The 18,884-nt window shown below is 63.1% G+C and carries 23 protein-coding genes; 20 read left to right on the top strand and 3 right to left on the bottom strand.

Annotated elements, in window-relative coordinates; genetic code table 11:
* The 15 genes from hisS (at window position 1) to AC1RNN_RS04385 (ending at window position 14,098) form a co-directional block, all read left to right on the top strand.
* Complete coding sequence (hisS, locus tag AC1RNN_RS04315; protein WP_493085696.1) at window positions 1-1,326, top strand: histidine--tRNA ligase; 1,326 nt, start codon at window positions 1-3, stop codon at window positions 1,324-1,326.
* A gap of 24 nt (window positions 1,327-1,350) precedes the next feature.
* Entirely contained in the window at window positions 1,351-2,004 is a 654-nt protein-coding gene (locus AC1RNN_RS04320) for a YfgM family protein (protein WP_493085694.1), read from the top strand.
* Between the two features lie 2 nt (window positions 2,005-2,006).
* Window positions 2,007-3,122, top strand: a complete 1,116-nt coding sequence (locus AC1RNN_RS04325; protein WP_493085693.1) for an outer membrane protein assembly factor BamB — start codon at window positions 2,007-2,009, stop codon at window positions 3,120-3,122.
* A gap of 17 nt (window positions 3,123-3,139) precedes the next feature.
* Window positions 3,140-4,480, top strand: coding sequence for a ribosome biogenesis GTPase Der (der, locus tag AC1RNN_RS04330; protein WP_493085691.1), 1,341 nt, complete (start codon window positions 3,140-3,142; stop codon window positions 4,478-4,480).
* 68 nt (window positions 4,481-4,548) lie between these two features.
* Complete coding sequence (hfq, locus tag AC1RNN_RS04335; RefSeq protein ID WP_493085689.1) at window positions 4,549-4,794, top strand: RNA chaperone Hfq; 246 nt, start codon at window positions 4,549-4,551, stop codon at window positions 4,792-4,794.
* Between the two features lie 55 nt (window positions 4,795-4,849).
* Window positions 4,850-6,019 carry a GTPase HflX gene (gene hflX, locus AC1RNN_RS04340; RefSeq protein WP_493085687.1) on the top strand — a complete coding sequence of 390 codons (1,170 nt, stop codon included), beginning with the start codon at window positions 4,850-4,852 and terminating at the stop codon, window positions 6,017-6,019.
* A gap of 39 nt (window positions 6,020-6,058) precedes the next feature.
* Complete coding sequence (hflK, locus tag AC1RNN_RS04345; protein ID WP_493085685.1) at window positions 6,059-7,435, top strand: FtsH protease activity modulator HflK; 1,377 nt, start codon at window positions 6,059-6,061, stop codon at window positions 7,433-7,435.
* A 9-nt stretch (window positions 7,436-7,444) separates the two neighbouring features.
* Complete coding sequence (gene hflC, locus AC1RNN_RS04350) at window positions 7,445-8,347, top strand: protease modulator HflC (protein WP_493085684.1); 903 nt, start codon at window positions 7,445-7,447, stop codon at window positions 8,345-8,347.
* Window positions 8,348-8,349: 2 nt separating this feature from the next.
* The gene (locus AC1RNN_RS04355) at window positions 8,350-8,541 is read left to right on the top strand and encodes a DUF2065 domain-containing protein (RefSeq protein ID WP_493085682.1); all 192 of its coding nucleotides are present in this window, start codon (window positions 8,350-8,352) and stop codon (window positions 8,539-8,541) included.
* Window positions 8,542-8,597: 56 nt separating this feature from the next.
* Window positions 8,598-9,746 (top strand): ATP phosphoribosyltransferase regulatory subunit, encoded by a 1,149-nt coding sequence (locus AC1RNN_RS04360; RefSeq protein ID WP_493085681.1) that lies wholly within the window; start codon window positions 8,598-8,600, stop codon window positions 9,744-9,746.
* 11 nt (window positions 9,747-9,757) lie between these two features.
* On the top strand, window positions 9,758-11,134 hold the full coding sequence (locus tag AC1RNN_RS04365; protein ID WP_493085679.1) for an adenylosuccinate synthase: 1,377 nt from the start codon (window positions 9,758-9,760) through the stop codon (window positions 11,132-11,134).
* A gap of 75 nt (window positions 11,135-11,209) precedes the next feature.
* Complete coding sequence (locus AC1RNN_RS04370; RefSeq protein WP_493085677.1) at window positions 11,210-11,734, top strand: phosphoribosyltransferase; 525 nt, start codon at window positions 11,210-11,212, stop codon at window positions 11,732-11,734.
* Between the two features lie 10 nt (window positions 11,735-11,744).
* Window positions 11,745-12,962 carry a PLP-dependent transferase gene (locus tag AC1RNN_RS04375; protein WP_493085675.1) on the top strand — a complete coding sequence of 406 codons (1,218 nt, stop codon included), beginning with the start codon at window positions 11,745-11,747 and terminating at the stop codon, window positions 12,960-12,962.
* A gap of 85 nt (window positions 12,963-13,047) precedes the next feature.
* Entirely contained in the window at window positions 13,048-13,878 is an 831-nt protein-coding gene (locus AC1RNN_RS04380; protein WP_493085674.1) for a DUF2189 domain-containing protein, read from the top strand.
* 37 nt (window positions 13,879-13,915) lie between these two features.
* A complete protein-coding gene (locus tag AC1RNN_RS04385; RefSeq protein WP_493085672.1) occupies window positions 13,916-14,098 on the top strand; it encodes a hypothetical protein in 183 nt (60 codons plus the stop codon).
* 16 nt (window positions 14,099-14,114) lie between these two features.
* On the opposite strand, the gene AC1RNN_RS04390 is transcribed toward AC1RNN_RS04385, so the two are convergent.
* Entirely contained in the window at window positions 14,115-14,765 is a 651-nt protein-coding gene (locus AC1RNN_RS04390) for an arylesterase (protein ID WP_493085671.1), read from the bottom strand.
* Between AC1RNN_RS04390 and AC1RNN_RS04395 the strand changes: the two genes are divergently transcribed.
* The gene (locus AC1RNN_RS04395) at window positions 14,764-15,453 is read left to right on the top strand and encodes an ABC transporter ATP-binding protein (protein WP_493085669.1); all 690 of its coding nucleotides are present in this window, start codon (window positions 14,764-14,766) and stop codon (window positions 15,451-15,453) included. The genes AC1RNN_RS04390 and AC1RNN_RS04395 overlap by 2 nt on opposite strands.
* A gap of 52 nt (window positions 15,454-15,505) precedes the next feature.
* Here the strand turns inward: AC1RNN_RS04395 and AC1RNN_RS04400 are convergent, their stop codons facing one another.
* Both AC1RNN_RS04400 and AC1RNN_RS04405 read right to left on the bottom strand, forming a co-directional pair.
* A complete protein-coding gene (locus AC1RNN_RS04400) occupies window positions 15,506-15,916 on the bottom strand; it encodes a DUF4345 domain-containing protein (RefSeq protein WP_493085667.1) in 411 nt (136 codons plus the stop codon).
* Window positions 15,917-15,921: 5 nt separating this feature from the next.
* Window positions 15,922-16,341 carry an LIC_13387 family protein gene (locus tag AC1RNN_RS04405; RefSeq protein ID WP_493085665.1) on the bottom strand — a complete coding sequence of 140 codons (420 nt, stop codon included), beginning with the start codon at window positions 16,339-16,341 and terminating at the stop codon, window positions 15,922-15,924.
* Window positions 16,342-16,426: 85 nt separating this feature from the next.
* Here AC1RNN_RS04405 and AC1RNN_RS04410 point away from each other — a divergent pair, with 85 nt between their 5' ends.
* Genes AC1RNN_RS04410 through AC1RNN_RS04425 form a run of 4 tightly spaced genes read left to right on the top strand, consistent with a single transcriptional unit; the run spans window position 16,427 to window position 18,745 of the window.
* Window positions 16,427-17,062, top strand: coding sequence for a TetR/AcrR family transcriptional regulator (locus AC1RNN_RS04410; protein WP_493085663.1), 636 nt, complete (start codon window positions 16,427-16,429; stop codon window positions 17,060-17,062).
* A gap of 7 nt (window positions 17,063-17,069) precedes the next feature.
* Window positions 17,070-17,849 (top strand): 23S rRNA (guanosine(2251)-2'-O)-methyltransferase RlmB, encoded by a 780-nt coding sequence (gene rlmB, locus AC1RNN_RS04415; protein ID WP_493085661.1) that lies wholly within the window; start codon window positions 17,070-17,072, stop codon window positions 17,847-17,849.
* A gap of 22 nt (window positions 17,850-17,871) precedes the next feature.
* On the top strand, window positions 17,872-18,231 hold the full coding sequence (locus tag AC1RNN_RS04420; RefSeq protein WP_493085660.1) for a hypothetical protein: 360 nt from the start codon (window positions 17,872-17,874) through the stop codon (window positions 18,229-18,231).
* A 25-nt stretch (window positions 18,232-18,256) separates the two neighbouring features.
* Window positions 18,257-18,745 (top strand): hypothetical protein, encoded by a 489-nt coding sequence (locus tag AC1RNN_RS04425; protein ID WP_493085658.1) that lies wholly within the window; start codon window positions 18,257-18,259, stop codon window positions 18,743-18,745.
* Window positions 18,746-18,884: the final 139 nt, after the last annotated feature.

Raw genomic sequence — 18,884 nt, forward strand, 5'->3', positions numbered from 1 at the left:
ATGGCTGAGAATATTGCTCCGCGCAAGGCGGAAAAGCTGTCTGCCGTCAAAGGCATGAATGACATCCTGCCGCCGGAGTCGGCGCGCTGGGAGTCTTTGGAGGCAACGGTGCGTGCGCTGATGCAGCGCTACGCCTACCGCAATATCCGCACCCCCATCCTGGAGCACACGGCGCTGTTCGTGCGCGGTATCGGCGAGGTGACCGATATTGTCGAGAAGGAAATGTACTCCTTTGAAGACCGTTCGGACAAGCACGGTCAAGCCGAGCACCTGAGCATGCGTCCCGAGGGCACGGCCGCCGTGGTGCGTGCCGTGATCGAGAGCAATCTGCTTTACGATGGTGGCAAGCGCCTGTTCTATATGGGGCCCATGTTCCGCCGCGAGAAGCCGCAGCGCGGGCGCTACCGCCAGTTCCACCAGGTCGGCGTCGAGGCCTTGGGCTTTGCCGGCCCTGACACTGACGCTGAGGTGATCCTTCTGGCCGCGGCCCTATGGAAGGCCATCGGCCTGACCGATGTGCGCCTGGAGCTCAACAGCTTGGGCCAGCCGGCCGAGCGCGCCCAGCATCGCGCCCAGCTCATCGCCTACTTTGAGCAGCACGCCGAGCTGCTCGACGAGGATGCCAAGCGCCGCCTGCACAGCAACCCGCTGCGCATTCTGGACACCAAAAACCCCGCCATGCAGGCCATGGTGGCTGGCGCGCCCCGCCTCCTCGAATTCCTCGGCGCAGAATCGCTGGCGCACTTCGAGGGCCTCAGGGCGATTCTCGATGCCAATGGCGTGGCCTACAGCATCAACCCGCGCTTGGTGCGTGGCTTGGACTACTACAACCTGACCGTCTTCGAATTCGTGACCGACCGCCTCGGCTCCCAGGGTACGGTCTGCGCCGGTGGCCGCTATGACGACCTGATCGTGCAGATCGGCGGCAAGCCCACGCCGGCCGTGGGCTGGGCCCTGGGTGTGGAGCGTGTGCTGGAACTGCTCAAGGAGTCAGACGCCAGCGTGACGGTGGCGTCGCTGGATGCCTATGCCATCGTAGGCGATAGCAAGGACGTGCCGCGCGTCATGGTCGCTTTGCAGCAGCTGCGTGCGGCGGGTGTGTCGGTGCAGATGCACGCCACTGGCCCCGAGGGCATGGCCAGCCTCAAGTCGCAGTTCAAAAAGGCCGACGCCTCGGGCGCGCGCCATGCGCTGGTCTTCGGTGTCGATGAGCTGGCCCAGGGCCAGGTCAGCATCAAGCACCTGCGCGACGCCTCCCAGGCCCAGCAGACCCTGGCCCTGGAGAGCCTGGGACAGTGGGCCAAAGACCTACAATCCGCCACCTAATAAAAGCAGAGAACACAGAGCGTTATGGCAAATCATTTCGACCTTGAAGAACAAGAACAACTGGACCAACTCAAGCACTTCTGGAAACAGTACGGCAATCTGATTACCGGTCTGTTGATCGTGGTGCTGGGCGCTTTTGCAGCCTGGACTGGCTATGAGTACTGGCAAAAGCGCGCGGCCGCGCAGGCCTCCGTCATGTTTGACGAGGTCGACAAGGTGTTGCGCAGCGGAGATCTTGCGCAGGGAGAGCGAGCGTTTGGCGATATGAAGGAGCGCTTCGCTGCCACCGTTTACACGCAGCAGGCTGGCCTGTCGTTGGCCAAGTTGGCCTACCAGGGCGAAAAGGCCGATCTGGCCAAGTCCACGCTGACCTGGGTCGCCGCCTCCAAGGCTGATGACGGCTACGCCGCCATTGCCAAGCTGCGTCTGGCCGGCATCCAGATCGAGGCCAAGGAGTTCGATGCGGCTGCCAAGGTGCTGGGCGAGGCCTATCCCGCATCCTTTGTGGCCCTGGTGGCCGACAAGAAGGGCGATCTGTTGCTGGCCCAGGGCAAGAGCGCGGAAGCGATTGCTGAGTACCAGAAGGCATGGGCCGGTCTGGACACGCGTGCCGAATACCGCCGCCTGGTGTCGGTGAAGCTGGGAGCCCTGGGCGCTCCTGAAACGGCAGCCAAGTGACCATGCGCGGGCTTTTGCTGAAAACCCTGGCTGTGGCCCTGGTGGCGGCGCTGGCCGCATGCTCCGGTCCTAGCAAGCCCGTGCCCAAGGACTTGGGTACGAACATTGGCTTGATCGGCGTGAAGAACGTCTGGTCGGCCCAGGTCGGACCCATCGAGTCCTTTGCCGAGCCGCGCGTGGTGGGGCAGCAGGTGTTGCTGGCATCGTCCAGCGGTGCTGTTACCGCCCTGCAGGGCGAGAGCGGGCAGATAGCTTGGCAACTCAATGTGGGTAGCCCCGTAGTCTCCGGCGTGGGTAGCGATGGTCGTACTGCCGCCGTCATCACCGAATCCGGCGAACTGGTCGTCATGGCGAATGGCAAGGTGCAGTGGAAGCAGCGCTTGGGCGCGCTCAGTCTGACTACCCCTCTGGTGGCTGGCGCGCGCGTGTTCACCTTGTCGGCCGATCGCACCGTCACGGCCTTTGACGCGGCCAGCGGCCAGCGCCTCTGGCAGCTGCAGCGCTCGGCAGATGCGCTGGTGCTGGGTCAGGCCGGCGTGCTCATGGCCGTGGGTGATACGCTGGTCGTGGGCGTGGGGGGCCGTCTGTTGGGTCTGAATCCCACCAATGGCGTGGCGCGATGGGAAGTGTCCGTGGCCGTGAGCCGCGGCACCAATGAGGTTGAACGCCTGGTTGACCTGGTGGCCGGTGTAAGCCGGGTACAGGGCAATGTCTGTGTGCGCGCCTTCCGCGCTTCAGTGGCTTGCGTGGATGCAGTCAAGGGCACACTGCTCTGGAGCAAGCCCTCTACCGGCCTGACTGGCTTGGGCGGCGACGCCGAGTCCGTTCTGGGCGTGGAGGCCGACAGCCAGCTCGTGGTCTGGAACCGCAATGGTGAACGCCTCTGGAGCAGCGATGCGCTGCGCTGGCGTGGTCTGGGCGCGCCCGTGGTCTTGGGGCAGAATCTCGTGGTGGGTGATCAGACGGGTCTGCTGCACTTCCTCTCGCGCGCCGATGGGGCTCCCATGGACCGTGCGAGTACCGATGGCAGTGCCATTGTGGGCGCACCCGTATTGCTTGGTAAAACACTGATTGCCGTTACGCAAAAGGGCGGCGTTTTTGCGTTCCGCCCCGAATAAAACAAAGGGCTAGAAGCATGAAACCCGTGATTGCCTTGGTAGGGCGGCCCAATGTGGGCAAATCGACGCTCTTCAACCGGCTCACCAAGACCCGCGACGCCATCGTGGCGGACTTCGCCGGCCTCACGCGGGACCGCCACTACGGCAACGGCCGCCAGGGCAAGCAAGAGTACATCGTCATCGACACCGGCGGCTTCGAGCCCGACGCCAGCAGCGGCATCTACAAGGAAATGGCCAAGCAGACGCGCCAGGCCGTGGCCGAGGCCGATGTGGTGGTCTTCGTTGTCGACGCCCGCGGCGGCCTCTCGGCCCAAGACCACGATATCGGCAACTACCTGCGCAAGCTGGGCAAGCCCTGCGTGGTGGTGGCCAACAAGGCCGAGGGCATGAAAGAAGGCTCCCAGCTCGGTGAGTTCTTCGAGCTTGGCCTGGGCGAGGTGTTCCCCGTCTCGGCCGCGCACGGCCAGGGCATACGCTCGCTGGTGGACATGGCGCTGGGCCGGCTGGACTGGCTCAGCGACGAACCCGAGGTGGAGGAGGGCCCGCAGGCTATCAAGTTGGCTGTGGCTGGCCGCCCCAATGTGGGCAAGTCCACCCTGATCAACACCTGGTTGGGTGAAGAGCGTCTGGTGGCGTTCGATATGCCGGGCACCACGCGCGACGCCATCTCGGTACCCTTTGAACGCGGTGGCCAGCGCTTCGAGCTCATAGACACCGCCGGCTTGCGTCGCAAGGGTCGGGTGTTCGAGGCGATCGAGAAGTTCTCTGTCGTCAAGACCCTGCAGGCGATCGAATCGGCCAGCGTGGTGCTGTTGCTGATCGACGCGACCCAAGGCGTGACCGACCAGGACGCGCACATTGCGGGCTACATCCTGGAGTCGGGCCGTGCCGTGGTGGTGGCGATCAACAAGTGGGATGCGGTAGACGACTACCAGCGTGAGCTGGTGCGCCGCTCCATTGAGACGCGGCTGGGCTTTCTCAAGTTCGCTGCCCTGCACATGATCTCGGCGCAGAAGCGTCAGGGCCTGGGCCCGCTGTGGGACGCGATTGCGCAGGCGCACCGTGCCGCCAATTGCAAGATGCCCACGCCAGTGCTCACGCGCCTGCTGCTCGAAGCCGTGCAGTTCCAGACCCCCAAGAAGACCGGAGCCTATCGCCCCAAGCTGCGCTACGCCCACCAGGGCGGCATGAACCCACCCATCATCGTGATCCACGGCAACTCGCTGGAACACGTGACCGAGGCCTACAAGCGCTTCCTCGAAGGGCGTTTTCGCAAGGAGTTCAACCTTGTGGGTACGCCCTTGCGTATCGAACTCAAATCGTCCACCAACCCCTACGCGGACAAGGACGAACGTTAAAACCCTGCGCGCGTGAGCGCCTGTGGTATCGTCGGGTTTCTACCACTATCTCGAACACGGAGAATATCGTGAGCAACAAAGGCCAACTTCTACAAGACCCGTTCCTGAACGCACTGCGTAGGGAACATGTGCCGGTGTCCATTTATCTGGTCAACGGCATCAAACTCCAAGGCCAGATCGAATCGTTTGACCAGTACGTGGTGCTTTTGCGCAACACGGTCACCCAGATGGTCTACAAGCATGCCATTTCCACCATCGTCCCCGGACGTGCTGTGAATCTGGCGGCCGCATCCGAAGAGAGCACCGCAGCGTGATGGTGCGGGGCGTGAGCCCCGCCAGCACCTGCCGGGCCATACGTCGCGCCCCCATTTGACTGCCACACCATCATCGAAAATCGCTCCCACCATCTTGGTCGGAGTGGATCTGGGTGTGCCCAACTTCGACGGCGAACTCGAAGAGCTGGGCCTGCTCGCCCAGACCGCTGGGCTGACCCCGGTTGCCCGTATCACCTGCAAACGTCGCGCCCCTGATGCGGCGCTGTTCGTGGGCTCGGGCAAAGCCGACGAGATCAAGCTGCTCGCCCAGCAGCATGGCGCCACCGAAATCCTGTTTGACCAAGCCCTGAGTCCGGGTCAGCAGCGCAATCTGGAGCGCCATCTCGAACTTCCCGTCAACGACCGGACTTACCTGATCCTGGAGATTTTTGCCCAGCGTGCGCGTAGCCACGAGGGCAAGCTGCAGGTTGAGCTGGCACGGCTACAGTATCTGAGCACGCGTCTGGTACGCCGCTGGTCCCACTTGGAACGCCAGACCGGTGGCGCGGGCGTGCGTGGCGGCCCGGGTGAGAAGCAGATTGAGTTGGACCGCCGCATGATCGACGAAACGATCAAGCGCACCAAGGAGCGTCTCTCCAAGGTCAAGCGCCAGCGCCAGACCCAGCGCCGCCAGCGTGAGCGCCGCGATGCCTTCAATATTTCGCTGATCGGCTATACCAATGCCGGCAAGTCCACGCTGTTCAATGCGCTGGTAAAGGCGCGCGCCTATGCGGCCGACCAGTTGTTTGCCACGCTGGACACGACGACGCGTCAGCTCTACCTGGGTGATGCGCAGCGATCGGTCTCCCTGTCCGATACCGTGGGCTTTATCCGTGACTTGCCACACGGCCTGGTCGACGCCTTCCAGGCCACATTGCAGGAAGCCATCGATGCCGATCTGCTGCTGCATGTGGTCGATGCGTCGAACCCGAATTACTCCGAGCAGATTGAGCAGGTGCATGCTGTGCTTGCCGAGATTGGCGCGGACCAGATTCCGCAGCTGCTGGTGTTCAACAAGGTGGATGCCTTGCCGCCCGAGCTGCAGCCGGTACGTATGGAAGACAGCTACGATTTGTATGGCGTGCAAACACCGCGGGTGTTTGTCAGTGCACGTGAAAATTTGGGGATGCCTCTGCTCCGGCAGCAACTCGCAATGGCGGCCAGTGCCGGAGTGGTTGCGACTCCTGCTGAGTATTCCCCTGAGCCCCATGGGGCCGGTTCCTAATTGGGCACAATCCCGAGCTCCTGTACGCGAGACATAACCATGAAACTATCCCTGCCAAATCCTCCCAAGGTCACATGGCCCCAGTGGATGCGCAATATGTTCAATCTGAACGACTCCCGATGGGGCAGGGGAGATGAGCCGCCGACATCCTCGGAACGGCCTGAAGGCACTTCGCCAGAGAACGAGCCCCAGAAGCCTGCGGCCTCTCCGCAGAACCAGCCAGACCGGCGCGGTGCGGCACAGTCTGGTCCGCCGGATCTGGACGAGCTGTGGCGGGATTTCAATCGCAAGTTGGGCGGGCTTTTTGGTGGCGGCAAGCCCCGCAATGGCGGCGGTGGCAATGGTGGCGGCAACTACCAACCCGACATGAAGAGCGCGGGCGTGGGCGTTGGACTCATCCTAGGCGTTCTGGCCCTGATCTGGCTGGGCACGGGCTTCTTCATCGTGCAGGAAGGCCAACAGGCGGTGATCACGCAGTTTGGCAAGTACAAGTCCACGGTGAATGCCGGTTTCAACTGGCGCCTGCCGTACCCGATTGAGCGCCATGAGTTGGTGATGGTCAGCCAGATCCAGTCGGTGGATGTGGGGCGCGATGTGGTGCTTAAGGCTACGGGCCTGAAGGAGTCGGCCATGTTGACGGAGGATGAAAACATCCTCGACATCAAGTTTGCAGTGCAATACCGTCTGAGTGATGCGCGCGCCTTCCTGTTCGAAAGCAAGAACCCAAAAGAGGCTGTGGTGCAGGCCGCAGAAACTGCGGTCCGCGAAGTGCTTGGCAAGATGAAGATGGATGCGGCTTTGTCTGAAGAGCGTGACCAGATTGCTCCGCGCGTACGCGTCTTGATGCAGACCATCCTGGACCGTTACAAGGTGGGCGTGGAAATTGTGGGCATCAACCTGCAACAGGGTGGTGTGCGTCCTCCCGAGCAGGTGCAGGCATCGTTTGACGATGTGTTGAAGGCAGGCCAGGAGCGCGAGCGCGCCAAGAACGAAGCGCAGGCCTACGCCAATGACGTCATTCCACGTGCGGTGGGTTCTGCGTCGCGACTGAAGGAAGAGGCCGATGCCTACAAGGCACGGGTTGTTGCGCAAGCGCAGGGTGATGCCCAGCGATTCCGTTCGGTGTTTGCCGAGTACCAGAAGGCGCCGCAGGTCACGCGTGACCGCATGTACCTGGACACCATGCAGCAGATTTACGGCAATGTGACAAAAATCATGGTGGAGTCCCGCCAGGGCAACAGCATGCTCTATCTGCCGCTGGACAAGATTTTGCAGATGAATGGCACGGCGCCTGCAGTGGCGGATGCCGGAGCGCAGTCGCCTGCACAAGCGCCTGCCGCACCGAACAACTCTCTTTTGAACGGTGATGCGCGCAGCCGCGATGCTGGCCGCTCCCGCGAACGTGACTCCCGCTAGGACCCGACCATGAATCGCATTGGAATCATTTTTGCCTCGTTGCTGGTGGTGCTGGCTTTGGCCAGTTCGACCCTGTTTGTCGTGGACCAGCGTCAGTTCGGTGTGGTCTATGCCCTGGGCCAGATCAAAGAGGTCATCACCGAGCCCGGCCTGAATTTCAAGCTGCCTCCGCCATTTCAGAACGTGTCCTATATCGACAAGCGCCTGCTGACGCTGGACAGCACCGATGCCGAGCCCATGCTGACGGCTGAAAAGCAGCGCGTGGTGATCGACTGGTACGTGCGTTGGCGCATCACCGACCCCAGCGAGTACATCCGCAATGTGGGCCTGAACGAAGGTGCGGGTGCCAGCCAGCTCAACCGTGTGGTTCGCAATGCATTCCAGGAAGAGATCAACAAGCGCACCGTGAAGGAGCTTCTCTCGCTCAAGCGTGAAGCGCTGATGGCGGATGTGAAGGCCGAGGTGCTGGACAAGGTTCGTGGTACCAAGCCCTGGGGTGTGGATGTGGTTGATGTGCGCATTACCCGCGTGGACTATGTCGAGGCCATCACGGAATCGGTCTACCGCCGCATGGAGGCCGAACGCAAGCGCGTGGCCAATGAGCTCCGTTCCACGGGCGCTGCCGAAGGCGAGAAGATTCGCGCCGATGCCGACCGCCAACGTGAGATCACCATCGCCAACGCCTACCGCGATGCCCAGAAGATCAAGGGCGAAGGCGATGCCGAAGCAGCCCGCTTGTACGCCGATGCCTTTGGCAAGGACCCGCAGTTCGCGCAGTTCTACCGCAGCCTGGAGGCCTACAAGTCCAGTTTCGCCAGCAAGAGCGATGTGATGGTGCTGGATCCGTCGTCGTCTGAATTCTTCAAGGTCTTCCGCAACGGTGGCGGTGGCGCGGCACCGGCCAAGAAGTAAGTTTGAACACCGACACCCTCTGGGTTGCGCTGGCGATGGTGCTGGTAGTGGAAGGGTTGTTTCCCTTCCTCTCACCCGGTGGTTGGCGGCGCATGTTCAGCCAGCTCATGCAACTGCGTGACGGGCAGATACGGTTCTTCGGTTTGGCCAGCATCTTGGTTGGCTTGTTGCTCATTTGGTGGCTGCAGCCCTGAAATCCGGGGCCCAAGACCGGTAAAATCTCGGTTTTAACAGCCTCCCATTCCATTCCATGTCTGCCTGGGTCCTGCCGGATCACATAGCCGATGTGCTGCCTTCCGAGGCCCGCCACATCGAAGAAATACGTCGAGAGCTGCTGGACATGGCGCGTTGCTATGGCTACGAGCTGGTCATGCCACCCCTGCTGGAGCATCTTGAGTCCCTGTTGTCCGGTACGGGCGAGGCCATGGACTTGCACACCTTCAAGCTGGTGGATCAGTTGTCGGGCCGCACCATGGGCTTGCGGGCTGACAGCACACCGCAGGTGGCCCGCATTGATGCCCATTTGCTCAACCGCCTTGGTGTAACCCGCCTGTGCTACTGCGGCCCGGTGCTGCACACGCGCCCGGCTGTCCCCCATGCCACGCGTGAACCACTGCAGTTCGGCGCCGAAATTTACGGGCATTCCGGGCTGGAGGCCGACCTCGAAATTCTCACTCTGGCGCTGGATGCGCTTAAGGCGGCCCAGGTGGGCGCCCTGACGGTGGACTTGGCCGATGCCCGCATCGTGGCGGCACTGTTGAAGGCTTCGGGCCTGGATGTTGCACAGCAGGCCCTCGTGCATGTGGCCCTGGCTTCCAAAGACCGCAGTGAGCTGGATATGCTGGTGCAGGGCTGTGCATCCGAGGTTGCGCAAGGACTGCTGGCACTGGTGGATCTGTATGGCGATGCCGCTGTGCTGGCGCGTGCGCGTCAGGTTCTGCCGGCCTTGCCCGGAATTGCGGAAGCGCTGGACCACCTGCAGTGGTTGTCTGGCCATCTGGATGGCGTGCGTGTGTCATTTGATCTGGCCGATTTGCGCGGCTATGCCTACTACACCGGAGCACGTTTCTCTGTGTTTGCCGCAGGCGCCAGCGATGCGCTGGCCCGTGGTGGCCGCTACGACGAAGTGGGGTCCATTTTTGGCCGCAAGCGTCCCGCCGTGGGGTTCAGCCTGGATGTGAAGGTGCTGGCCAGTGCGGCCGCAGTGCGCCCCCTGCGTGCTGCCGTGCGCGCCCCATGGGGTGAAGCACCAGCGCTGCGCGCTGCCATTGCGCAGCTGCGCCAGCAGGGCGAGACCGTGGTCTGCGTGCTGCCTGGTCACGAGAGTGAAGTCGATGAGTTTCAGTGCGACCGCGAATTGGTGCAAACCGCCGGTCAGTGGGTCGTAACCGCAATCTAGAGCAAAGCGAAATGAATACAACCAAAGGTCGAAATGTAGTGGTCGTCGGTACCCAGTGGGGCGACGAGGGCAAGGGCAAGCTGGTCGACTGGCTGACCGAAAGCGCCCAGGGCGTGGTGCGCTTCCAGGGTGGCCACAATGCCGGCCACACACTGGTGATCAATGGCAAGAAGACTGCCTTGCACCTGATCCCCAGCGGCATCATGCGCCCCGGCGTGAAGTGCTACATCGGCAACGGTGTGGTGCTGTCGGCGGCCAAGCTGTTCGAGGAAATCGAGGGTCTGGAAAAAGCCGGTGTGGAGGTGCGTGCCCGCCTGCGCATCAGCGAGGCCTGCCCGCTGATCCTGCCTTTCCACGCCGCACTCGACGTGGCGCGCGAAGCTTTCCGCGAAAAGGGCGGCACCGCCAAGATCGGTACCACGGGTCGTGGTATCGGCCCTGCCTACGAAGACAAGATTGCCCGCCGCGCCTTGCGCGTGCAGGACCTGAAGTACCCCGAGCGCCTGGCCACCAAGCTGCGCGAGCTGCTGGATCTGCACAACCATGTGCTGACCAGCTACCTGGGATCTGCTGCCTTTGACTTCGGCCCCACGCTGAACCCCTATATCAAGGATGGCAAGGTGCAGTTTGAGGCGGTGTATGCCGAAGCCCTGCGCCACGCCGAGCTGCTCAAGCCCATGATGGCGGACGTGTCCCGTGAACTGAACGAAGCCCACCACCACGGCGCCAACCTGCTGTTTGAAGGTGCACAGGGCACGCTGCTGGACGTGGACCACGGCACCTACCCCTATGTGACCTCCAGCAACTGCGTGGCCGGCAATGCGGCTGCGGGCTCCGGCGTGGGCCCCGGCATGCTGCACTACATCCTGGGTATCACCAAGGCTTACTGCACCCGCGTGGGCGGTGGCCCGTTCCCCACCGAGCTGGACTGGGAAGTGGAAGGCACTCCCGGTTACCACATGAGCACCGTGGGCGCCGAGAAGGGCGTGACTACCGGCCGTTCGCGCCGTTGCGGCTGGTTTGATGCCGCCCTGCTCAAACGCTCGGCCCAGGTGAACGGCCTGACCGGCCTGTGCATCACCAAGCTGGACGTGCTGGACGGTCTCAAGGAGCTGCTGCTGTGCACTGGCTACGAACTGGATGGCGAAACCATCGACATCCTGCCCATGGGCGCGGACGACATCGAGCGCTGCAAGCCGGTCTACGAAGTCCTGGAAGGCTGGAGCGACAGCACCGTGGGCGTCACCCAGTACGACAAGCTGCCCGTCAACGCGCGTCTCTATCTGCAGCGCATTGAGCAGGTCACCGGCGTGCCCATCCACATGGTGTCCACCAGCCCGGACCGGGATCACACCATCATGATGAAGCACCCTTACCTGGCCGACTGAGTCTGGTTTTTAGTCAAATACCCCTCTAGCCCCCGTAAATATTGCGCAAGCAGCTACCAATTTAGGAGCAAAAAGATGTTGACAGAAGACGGCAAACACCTCTACGTGAGCTACGACGAGTACCACAACCTGATCGAGAAGCTCGCGATCAAGGTGTTCCAGTCCGGCTGGGAGTTCGACACCATCCTGTGCCTGGCACGCGGTGGCATGCGCCCCGGCGACATCCTCTCGCGCGTGTTCGACAAGCCCTTGGCCATCATGTCCACCAGCTCGTACCGATTGGAAGCGGGCACGCAGCAGGGCCATCTGGACATCGCCCGCTACATCACCACGCCCAAGGGTGAGATTGCCGGCAAGGTGCTACTGGTAGACGACTTGGCCGACTCTGGCCATACGCTCAACGCCGTGATCAACCAGCTGAGGAACAACTACGCGCCCATCACCGAGCTGCGCAGCGCCGTGATCTGGACCAAGGCCCTGTCGACCTTCACGCCCGACTACTCGGTCGAATTCCTGCCCACCAACCCCTGGATTCACCAGCCCTTCGAAGGCTATGACTCCCTGCGTCCCCAACAACTGATCCAAAAATGGTCAGTTTGAGGTCGCTCTGATGACGCACCCGACCACCGGCCTCATCCACCACCCCTACGTCCCCCCGGAAGGTTTTGCGGCGCCGCAACCCGGCGTGTTCAAGGCCTCCACGGTGTTTTTCCCATCGGTGGCGGCCATGCGCAGCTTCGAGTGGAAGGACAAGAGCGCCTACACCTACGGCCTGCATGGCACGCCCACCAGCTACGCGCTGGAAGAGCGCCTGGCCACGCTGGAAGGTGGCGCGCAGTGCCTGCTGGTGCCCAGCGGTCTGGCGGCGCTGGGCTTGGTGGCGCTGTCCCTTCTCAAGAGCGGCGACGAGGTGCTGGTGCCGGACAACGCGTACGGGCCCAACAAGTCCCTGGTTGAGGGCGAACTCATGGGCTGGGGCATCACGCACCAGTACTACAACCCCATGGACCCCGAGGACCTGGAGGCGCAGATCTCCAGCCGTACCAAGTTGGTCTGGCTGGAAGCGGCGGGTTCGGTCACGCTGGAGTTTCCCAATCTGGTGGAGATGGTGCGCATCTGCCAGCGCCGCAAGGTGCTGACTGCGCTGGACAACACCTGGGGTGCAGGCCTGGCGTTCAACGCGTTTGACCTGGTGCCCGGTGCCAGCCCGGCCGTGGGGGTCGATATCTCGGCCCATGCACTGACCAAGTACCCCAGCGGCGGTGGCGATGTGCTCATGGGCAGTGTCGTTACACGCGACGCGGCGCTGCATCTCAAGCTCAAGCTCACCCACATGCGCTTTGGGATTGGCGTGGGCATGAACGATGTGGAGTTGGTGCTGCGCTCCCTGCCCAGCATGGCGCTGCGCTACCGGGCGCACGATGCGGCTACCCGCACGCTTGCGGCTTGGGCGCAAACCCAGCCCGAGTTTGTGCAGGTCCTGCATCCATCCCTTGAGGAATCGCCCGGCCATGCGCACTGGAAAGCCCTTTGCGGCGAGGCCGAGGGCAGGGCGGCTGGTTTGTTCAGCGTCATCCTCGATCAGCGCTTCACCCAGGCCCAGACCGACGCCTTCTGCGACGCGCTCAAGCTCTTCCACATCGGCTACAGCTGGGGCGGTCCCATTAGCCTGGTGGTGCCGTATGAGCTGGAAAGCATGCGTTCCGGCTGGCCAGCCCATCTTTTGCCGGGCACGCTGGTGCGCTTCTCGATCGGCCTGGAAGACGTGGCCGATCTGCAGGCGGATATCACCCAAGCCCTGCAGGCCCTGCGCGCCACGCCGGCCTGATTGCAGCCGGAACACACGCGGCCCCGCTGAGGGTGCGTGTTTTCCAGAGTAGGCAGGGCAGCGCAGCCCCGCTAGGCTGTGCGGCATGTCCGAATACGCCCCCTACGTTCCCCCGCCGTCCTCGGCCCCGCTCAAGACCATTGCCTCGCTGGACCTGCTGCAGCCCCTGCTCTGGCTGCGCAGGGGTGCGGCTGACATGCGGGCTTCGCCGGGCATTGCCGCCTTTTATGGCGTGGCCTTTTGTTTGATGGCGGTGGTGCTGTCGGCGGTTTTCCGCGCCAGTCCGGAATACACCATGTCCATCGCCTCCGGCTGTCTTTTGCTTGGGCCGTTTCTGGCCATGGGCTTGTACGAGGTGAGCCGCCGACGCGAACTGGGCCTGGTGCCCGAGCTGAGCGGCTCGCTGACCTGTTGGGATCGCCACCTGGGCAGCATGGGCTTGCTGGTTCTTGTGCTGGTGGTGCTGGAGTTGCTCTGGGGCCGGGCTTCGCTGGTGGTGTTTGCGGTGTTCTTCAACACGGGCATGCCGTCGACCACGGGTGTGGTGCAGGCCATCTTCCACCCCGGCAACTGGGAGTTTGTGCTGGCCTATGCTTTGGTGGGCGGGGCATTCGCCGTGCTGGTGTTTGGCACAGCGGTGGTCTCCATCCCCATGATTCTGGACCGGGGGACCGACGCCGTCTCTGCCGCCATTACCAGCCTGGAGGTGGTGTTCCACAACACCGGCGTCATGCTGCTCTGGGGGGTGTTGCTGACCTTGCTGGTGGTGCTGGCGATGTGGTTGCCGTGGAGTCTGGGCTTGTTGGTGGTTGGGCCCTGGCTGGGCCACGCCAGCTGGCATGCCTACCGTGGGGCCGTGCAATGGCCGCAGCAGGAGGCACCCGTACCACCACCAGTCGCGCAGCCTGCTGCGTGAGGGTGTTACAGTCAGCCACATCAACTGAAAGCACACTTTGGCAACACCCAATTACGGATACGAGAAACGCCAGAAAGAACTGGCCAAGAAAAAGAAAAAGGAAGAAAAGCTCAAGCAGAAGGCTGAGCGTAAACTCGCGGGCGATGCTTCGCCCGAAGACGGTGGTGAAGCCGGAGCGGACGAGTCCACGTCCCCCGCGTCTGAAGGCGACGCCAGCTAAGCCCTGTTGCCGTTCCCTAGCGCAGCAGTGCGCGCACGGCGGGCCACATGGTACTGAGAATGGTGGGGTGCGCCTCTTCCTTGGGGTGAATGCGGTCCGCCTGGAACAGCTGGGCCGCATTGGGAGCATCCGCCACACCCTTCAGCAAAAACGGCACCAGCGCAGCCTTGTTGGCCTTCGCCACGGTGGCAAAAGTTTCCGCAAAACGTTTGGTGTAGTCCTGCCCGTAGTTGGGCGGCACCTGCATGCCTGCGAGTAGCACCTTGGCGCCTGCGGCCTGGGCGGCCTGGGTCATGGCCTGCAGGTTGTCCTGCGTCATGGCCAGGGGCAGGCCGCGCAAGGCGTCGTTGCCACCCAACTCAATCACCACCACGGTGGGCTGATGCTGCGTCAGCAGCGCGGGCAGGCGCGATCGGCCACCCGAGGTGGTATCGCCGCTGATGCTGGCGTTGACGACCTTGGTGCCGGGCTTCTCTTTGGCCAGGCGTTGCTCCATGAGCGCTACCCAGCCGCTGCCGCGCTTGAGGCCGTATTCGGCGCTGAGCGAGTCACCGACGACCAGAATGGTGTGCCCGGTTGCAGGTTTGCCCTGGGCCAGGGATGCCCCTGCAAATCCGGCCAAAATAAACAGCGCGATACAGTGTCTGCGAACTACAGAGAACCCCATGTCTGATTCCATCATTTCGGTTGAGCATGTTTTCAAGGCGGTGACTGATTCCACCGGCACGCTGGAGATCCTGCGTGACATTGATTTTGCACTCAAAGCCCGCGAGACCGCGGCCATCGTCGGAGCATCTGGGTCGGGCAAGAGCACATTGCTCTCCATCATCGCCGGACTGGACACGCCCACCGGCGGTACCGTGCGCCTGGCCGGGCAGGACATTTTTGCCATCGACGAAGACGCCCGCGCAGCGCTGCGCGCACGCCAGGTGGGCTTTGTGTTCCAGAGCTTCCAGCTGCTGGGCAACCTGACCGCGCTGGAAAACGTGATGCTGCCGCTGGAACTGGACGGCCGCAAGGACGCACGGGCATTGGCGACCGAGATGCTGGCCCGCGTGGGCCTGGCCCAGCGCCTCAACTCCTACCCCAAGGTACTCAGCGGCGGCGAGCAGCAGCGCGTGGCGCTGGCGCGGGCCTTTGTGGTGCAGCCGGCTGTGCTGCTGGCCGACGAGCCCACGGGCAGCCTGGACTTCGCCACCGGCGAGAAGATCATGGAGTTGATGTTTGACCTGAACCACGAGCAGGGCACCACGCTGGTCTTGGTGACGCACGACCGCAGCATCGCTGCCCGCTGCGACCGCCGTATCACCATCGAGGCTGGCCGTGTAGCCGCAGAGGTTGCGGCTGAGGTTTGAGGGAATTTTTGGCCTCTAGCCCCCGTCGAATATGCGCGAGCAGCTACTGAATCTATAGCGCCTTGGGCGGTGCGCCATCCGTTTGCAAGCGGTATTGCCACCAGACGAACAGTGGCGCACCCACCAGCTCCAGCACGGTAAAGCCCACAAAGGGCAGCAAGGGCAGGCCCTGCAGCAGCAGCGAGAGCAGGCGCCCCATACCCCCCAGAAAAATCATCAGCCACACGGCGCGAAACAGCGCCGTCTCTTGCGCGATGCGCGGCACCAGCCACCACACCGTCAGCCCCAGGCCCAGCCAGACGCCACCAAAGAAGCGCAGATTGCTGTCCAGCGTGGTCGCATCTGGCGACAGTTGCAGGTTGGCGTAGAGCGGATCTGCCAGCCCCATTAGGCTCACCACCCCGGTGATGACCGGTACTGTGCCGAGCAGGGCAGTGGTCCACTGCAGCCCGCGCAAGGACATGGCAATCAGCCCACCAGCAAGGCCAGCAGGCCCGCGGCATAGAGCAGGACGGCCAGCGCCAGACCACGCCGCGGAATGCTGAACCAGAAACGTTGCGCCAGCACCCAGTAGCTCAGCAGCACCGCCATGCCCAGCGCCAGCAGAAAGCCCGACTGCTGCAGGAAGCCCGGGTGCCACAGCGCCAGATAGCCAAACACCAGCGCAAACAGCATGGCGCCCATGCTGTGGCTGGCATGAAAGCCCAGCCCGGCGCGCCACACCGTGGTCTCGCGCGTGAGCTGGTAGTGGGCGTTCTGCATGGCCAGGGCCACCGAGCCATCGCGCGGGTGCAGCTTGGTGCCGTGGAAGGTGTAGAGCAGGTGCACGCTGCCCAGCAGGCCGGTGATGGCGGCGCTGGCCAGGATGAGGGTGAAGGCGAGTGACATGGCAGGTCCTTGTCGGATTTATCTTTACAAGCGAAAGATAGTGTGAATTCTTGCATGCCTATCTTTCGCATGTCAAGATTGACGCATGATCGTTCCCGCTCCCCGAAAAACCGCTACCAAAAGGGCCAGCAAAGCCGCTCCCAAGCCCTACCACCATGGCAATCTGCGCGAAAGCCTGATTGCCGCCGCCCACGTCGTGCTGGCCGAACGCGGCGCCCAGGGCATCACGCTGCGGGACGTGGCCAAGGCGGCGGGCGTATCGCACGCCGCGCCGTACCACCACTTCGCCAGCCTCAATGCGTTGCTGGCCGCCGTGGCCGAGCAGTCCTTCACCACGCTGGGGGACGCGCTGGAGCAGGTGAGCGCCGAGCCCGACACGCGCGAGCGCCTGCTGCGCATCAACGAAACCTATGTGGCCCACGCGCGCGCGCAGCCCGCACAGTTCCGCCTCATGTTCGGCCCCTTGCTGGCCCAGAGCGCCGACTTCCCCACGCTGCAGCTCGCGGCACGGCGCGCTTTTGGTTTTGTATTGGCGGCCGCCAGCGCCCACGACCCGGTGCGTGGCCCCGAGCTGGCGCTGCTGGGCTGGAGCATGGCCCACGGCCTGAGCAATCTGCTCATTGACGGTGCGCTGGATACCTTGCCCGTGCCCATGGGTGATCACGGCGCACTGGCGCGGCAGTTGGCGCAGCGTGCCCTGGGTGACGCCAAGGCCCGATAATCGGGCCATGTCTTCCCCCAAAGTGCTGTTCGGCTTTCACGCCGTGGGCGTGCGCCTCAAGACCGCCCCAAAATCCATCGTCGAAATCTATTTCGACCCCAGCCGGCGCGATGCGCGCATGCGCCAGTTTGTCGACAAGGTGAACGAGGCCGGTGTGCGCCTCATCGAGGCCGATGGCATGCGCCTGGCCAAGATTGCCGGCGGCCATGGCCACCAGGGCGTGGCCGCACGCGTGCAGGAGATCAAGCAAGTCCATTCACTGGACGAATTGCTGGAAAACCTGGAAGCCGCCAACGCCGAGCTGCCGGTGGAGCAGCGCACCCAGCCGCTCATCTTGGTGCTGGACGGTGTGACCGACCCGCACAACCTGGGCGCCTGCCTGCGCGTGGCCGATGGCGCGGGCGCGCACTGTGTCATCGCCCCCAAGGACCACGCCGCCGGCATCAACGCCACTGTGGCCAAGGTGGCCAGCGGTGCGGCTGAGACCGTGCCCTACTTCATGGTGACCAACCTGGCGCGCACGCTCAATGAGCTCAAAGAGCGCAACATCTGGATCATCGGCACCAGTGACCAAGCCACGCACAACCTCTACCAGGTCGACCTCAAAGGCCCCGTGGCCCTGGTACTGGGCGCCGAGGGCGATGGCATGCGCCAGCTCACTGCCAAGACTTGCGACCAGCTCGTCAGCATCCCCATGCAGGGCGCGGTGGAAAGCCTGAACGTGTCTGTGGCCAGCGGCGTGTGCCTGTACGAGGCGCTGCGTCAGCGCAGCGCGCCAGCCAAGTAACTTTCAAGCTCCGGGGGTGACGATGTTTGCTACGAAATCGGGAGCTCCTGGCGCACTATTCACGGGGGCTGCCGTCGCTTTTCTCCTGATGGCCTGCACCCAGGAACAACAGAACAAGATCAGCCGCGACATCCAGAACTGGACCGGTACCAACGGCGTGCTGGAGTTTTACGCCGGCGACAAGCTGGTGCGCCGCTTCATCAAGATCGACAAACTCAGCACTGCCCTGGGCACCGAAGACGGTAAGCCGCGCCCGTACCGCTATGGCTACGGCGTGTTGGACGAGAACTTCAACATGGTGGCGGACGCTGGCGAGAAGAAGGTCTACTTCGAAGTCAGCGACTACGGCAGCAACTACCTCTTCTTCGAGAACCCGCACTAGGGCCGACACCGTGGCCGCCAGCACCATGCCCCTGAAACTGGCTACCGTAGCCAGCGTGCTGCTGTTTATCGGCCTGGGCATCTACCTCGCCCCCCTGCAACCCAGCGTGGTGGCGCTGCAGCTCACCTTTACCCCCAAAACGTTTGCCCAAGTGTTGCAAGCCTGGGGCCCCGAGGGCGTGCAACGCTTTCGCAACCATTTGCCTGTCGATGGCCTCCTGCTATTGAGTTACGGCGCTGCGGGCTACTGGGCAGTGACGCGTACGCGCTTCTTTGAACCATTGGCACGGAGACTGCCATTGCGTTGGGTGGCTCTGGTTCTTCCATTCGCCGCAGGGTGCGATGCGGGGGAGGACTTGCTGCATGGGATGCTCACCGGGGCTGATGTCATGTCACCCGCAGCCACTTTGGCGCCAGAGTGGTACTTGCTGGCGGGGGCATGTGCCAGCTTGAAGTGGCTGGGAATGGCGGGCTTCTCTACTTTGGCTTTGGTGGCTCGGCTCACGCGTTCTTAGCGGTTCCTGCATCGCCCTTTTCGACCCAAAGCGGAAGTCGGCAAGCTCGGGCTCATTGCTCGATAGCAGACATTCGCCGCTGGCTTAGTGGGCGGGTACGATGAACAGCCGCAATGCGGCCGAAGCCGACCTTCATAAA

The sequence above is a fragment of the Rhodoferax sp. GW822-FHT02D07 genome, from assembly GCF_058802405.1.

Excerpts from the sequence above, each read along its gene's own strand:
- AC1RNN_RS04320 (WP_493085694.1), top strand. The coding sequence starts at position 1,351 with ATGGCAAATCATTTCGACCTTGAAGAACAAGAACAACTGGACCAACTC.
- AC1RNN_RS04380 (WP_493085674.1), top strand. The coding sequence starts at position 13,048 with ATGTCCGAATACGCCCCCTACGTTCCCCCGCCGTCCTCGGCCCCGCTC.
- AC1RNN_RS04370 (WP_493085677.1), top strand. The coding sequence starts at position 11,210 with ATGTTGACAGAAGACGGCAAACACCTCTACGTGAGCTACGACGAGTAC.
- AC1RNN_RS04405 (WP_493085665.1), bottom strand. The coding sequence starts at position 16,341 with ATGTCACTCGCCTTCACCCTCATCCTGGCCAGCGCCGCCATCACCGGC.
- AC1RNN_RS04410 (WP_493085663.1), top strand. The coding sequence starts at position 16,427 with ATGATCGTTCCCGCTCCCCGAAAAACCGCTACCAAAAGGGCCAGCAAA.
- hisS (WP_493085696.1), top strand. The coding sequence starts at position 1 with ATGGCTGAGAATATTGCTCCGCGCAAGGCGGAAAAGCTGTCTGCCGTC.
- der (WP_493085691.1), top strand. The coding sequence starts at position 3,140 with ATGAAACCCGTGATTGCCTTGGTAGGGCGGCCCAATGTGGGCAAATCG.
- AC1RNN_RS04325 (WP_493085693.1), top strand. The coding sequence starts at position 2,007 with ATGCGCGGGCTTTTGCTGAAAACCCTGGCTGTGGCCCTGGTGGCGGCG.
- hflK (WP_493085685.1), top strand. The coding sequence starts at position 6,059 with ATGAAACTATCCCTGCCAAATCCTCCCAAGGTCACATGGCCCCAGTGG.
- AC1RNN_RS04375 (WP_493085675.1), top strand. The coding sequence starts at position 11,745 with ATGACGCACCCGACCACCGGCCTCATCCACCACCCCTACGTCCCCCCG.
- AC1RNN_RS04400 (WP_493085667.1), bottom strand. The coding sequence starts at position 15,916 with ATGTCCTTGCGCGGGCTGCAGTGGACCACTGCCCTGCTCGGCACAGTA.
- AC1RNN_RS04425 (WP_493085658.1), top strand. The coding sequence starts at position 18,257 with ATGCCCCTGAAACTGGCTACCGTAGCCAGCGTGCTGCTGTTTATCGGC.
- rlmB (WP_493085661.1), top strand. The coding sequence starts at position 17,070 with ATGTCTTCCCCCAAAGTGCTGTTCGGCTTTCACGCCGTGGGCGTGCGC.
- AC1RNN_RS04360 (WP_493085681.1), top strand. The coding sequence starts at position 8,598 with ATGTCTGCCTGGGTCCTGCCGGATCACATAGCCGATGTGCTGCCTTCC.
- hflC (WP_493085684.1), top strand. The coding sequence starts at position 7,445 with ATGAATCGCATTGGAATCATTTTTGCCTCGTTGCTGGTGGTGCTGGCT.
- AC1RNN_RS04365 (WP_493085679.1), top strand. The coding sequence starts at position 9,758 with ATGAATACAACCAAAGGTCGAAATGTAGTGGTCGTCGGTACCCAGTGG.
- AC1RNN_RS04420 (WP_493085660.1), top strand. The coding sequence starts at position 17,872 with ATGTTTGCTACGAAATCGGGAGCTCCTGGCGCACTATTCACGGGGGCT.
- AC1RNN_RS04390 (WP_493085671.1), bottom strand. The coding sequence starts at position 14,765 with ATGGGGTTCTCTGTAGTTCGCAGACACTGTATCGCGCTGTTTATTTTG.
- AC1RNN_RS04395 (WP_493085669.1), top strand. The coding sequence starts at position 14,764 with ATGTCTGATTCCATCATTTCGGTTGAGCATGTTTTCAAGGCGGTGACT.